Origin of the sequence: Nostocoides sp., assembly GCF_035343835.1 — a bacterium.
Taxonomy (GTDB): Bacteria; Actinomycetota; Actinomycetes; order Actinomycetales; family Dermatophilaceae; genus Nostocoides_A; species Nostocoides_A vanveenii.
This window is the reverse complement of record NZ_DAOQZV010000380.1, coordinates 1-1,850: the sequence shown is the minus strand read 5'-3', so window position 1 is coordinate 1,850 and position 1,850 is coordinate 1. Positions and strand designations below refer to the sequence as shown.

The following is a 1,850-nucleotide window of genomic DNA, read 5'->3' as shown; positions in this document are numbered from 1 at the left end:
ATTAGGCTCGGCCGGGTGACGAACCCGCTCTCCGCCGCGCCCGGCGCGCCCCTGCGGCTGGTCGTCCTGGTGTCGGGGTCAGGCACCCTGCTCCAGGCGCTCATCGACGCGGCCGGCGAGCCGGGCTTTCCCGCCCGCATCGTCGCTGTCGGAGCCGACCGGGAGGGGACGCTCGGGGTCGAGCGGGCGGTGGGTGCCGGCATACCGTCCTTTGTCGTCGCTCCCGGCACGTATGCCGATCGCGCCGCCTGGGATGCCGCATTGGCCGCGGCAATCGCGAGCTATTCGCCCGAGCTGGTGGTGTCGGCGGGGTTCATGCGAATCCTGGGTCCGGCCGTCCTCGACGGGTCGCGGATCATCAATACGCACCCGGCGCTGCTGCCCAGCTTCCCGGGGGCGCACGGCGTGCGCGATGCGCTCGCGCACGGGGTGCGGGTGACCGGGACGACCTGTCATTGGGTGGACGCGGGTGTCGACACCGGGCCGATCATCGATCAGCGGGCGGTGCGCGTCGAGCCGGGCGACACCGAGGAGAGTCTGCACGAGCGGATCAAGGTCGAGGAGCGCGGGCTGCTCGTCGATGTGGTGCGGGCCCTCGCCGGCCAGACCAGGCTCGACTTTGCACAGGTTAAGTGACCTGTAGCAGGGTCTACCCTGCTCGACGTCACCTAACGTCTGCTAGCAGAGGTTAGGGCCTGGGGCTACCGGCGCAGCCGCCACCAGTCGCGGGCGACCACGACCGCGGCCCCCAGGCCGAGGGCGAGCATCAGGGCCAGGCACAACGACAGGGCCGACGGGCCGACATCCGCTAGCCGGCCGTCGCCGAGGGACCCGCCGGCCACCCCGTCGAGCACGGCGAGCAGCACGGCGGTGAGCCCGACGGTGACCGCCACCGACCCCACCTTGGTCCGGCCGCTGGCTAGCCGTGGGATCTCGGCGAGCGTGCGGCGGGCGGCATAACCCCCGGCGAGCACGGGCACCAGATAGAGGGCCCAGACGTACCAGCCGAAGGACGCCTTGCCCGGCAGCGCGCCGAGGACCGGGATCAGCGGCAGCAATCCGCCGTCCGAATGCCCGAGCGTGACGCTTGACCCCTCGGTGATCGTGAACCCCGGCCCGGCGAGCAGGCTCACCGCCCAGAGCCCGAGGTTGGGCAGGGCCAGCGCCTGCCCGAGGGTGAGCGCGAAGCCGCCGAGCACCCCGGTGTCGAGTTCGCCGTAGAGCGCCGAGACCCGCCCGATGCGCACCGCGACCGTGAGCAGCACCAGGGCACAGCCGAGGCCGAGCATCAGCGCGCCGGTGCGGATCGCCGGCCGAACGGCACGCCGGATCAGGCGTGGCACCCGCCGTACGATCGGCTCCCAGCGCCCGGTCGGGAGTTCGGCCAAGGCCAGCGCCAAAGCTGGCACACCGAGGACCGGCAGCGGCAACGACCACCAGACGGGGGTCGCCGGCCCGGCGAGCGCGAGGGCGACCGCGGCCAAGGTGACGGCGATATAGCCGCCCAGCCACGCGGCATACGTCCATCGGGTGGGGGTTGCCGGCAGGGACCGCCGCGCCGACGAGCGCGCGAGCCACACCAACGCGGCCAAACCGAGCAATGGCGTCAAGGCGAACAACAGCCCGTCGGCCGCGACGCGAGCACCGCCCAGCAGCAGCCACAAGGTGGCCCCGGTGCCAAAGATCGCGCCCCAGTCCACCGTGGCTCGCGGCGCGAGCGACCCGACGACGCCGACGATCGTCAACACCGCGAGCAGCCCGACTCCCGCGCCCGCCGCCGCGTTTTCTGCCACGCCTGCGCCCGCGGTCACGCCCGCGCCGGCGCCGTCAGCTCCGGCTCTCCCTGCGAT

The 1,850-nt window shown here is 73.1% G+C and carries 2 protein-coding genes; one reads left to right on the top strand and one right to left on the bottom strand.

What is annotated here, in order from left to right; translation table 11 throughout:
• The first annotated feature begins 51 nt into the window (after positions 1–51).
• Positions 52–636 (top strand): phosphoribosylglycinamide formyltransferase, encoded by a 585-nt coding sequence (gene purN, locus PKH97_RS16355; protein WP_324388667.1) that lies wholly within the window; start codon positions 52–54, stop codon positions 634–636.
• A 65-nt stretch (positions 637–701) separates the two neighbouring features.
• Here the strand turns inward: purN and PKH97_RS16350 are convergent.
• Positions 702–1,850 (bottom strand): DUF6350 family protein (locus PKH97_RS16350; protein WP_324388666.1); only part of this gene is annotated, 1,149 nt, incomplete at its 5' end.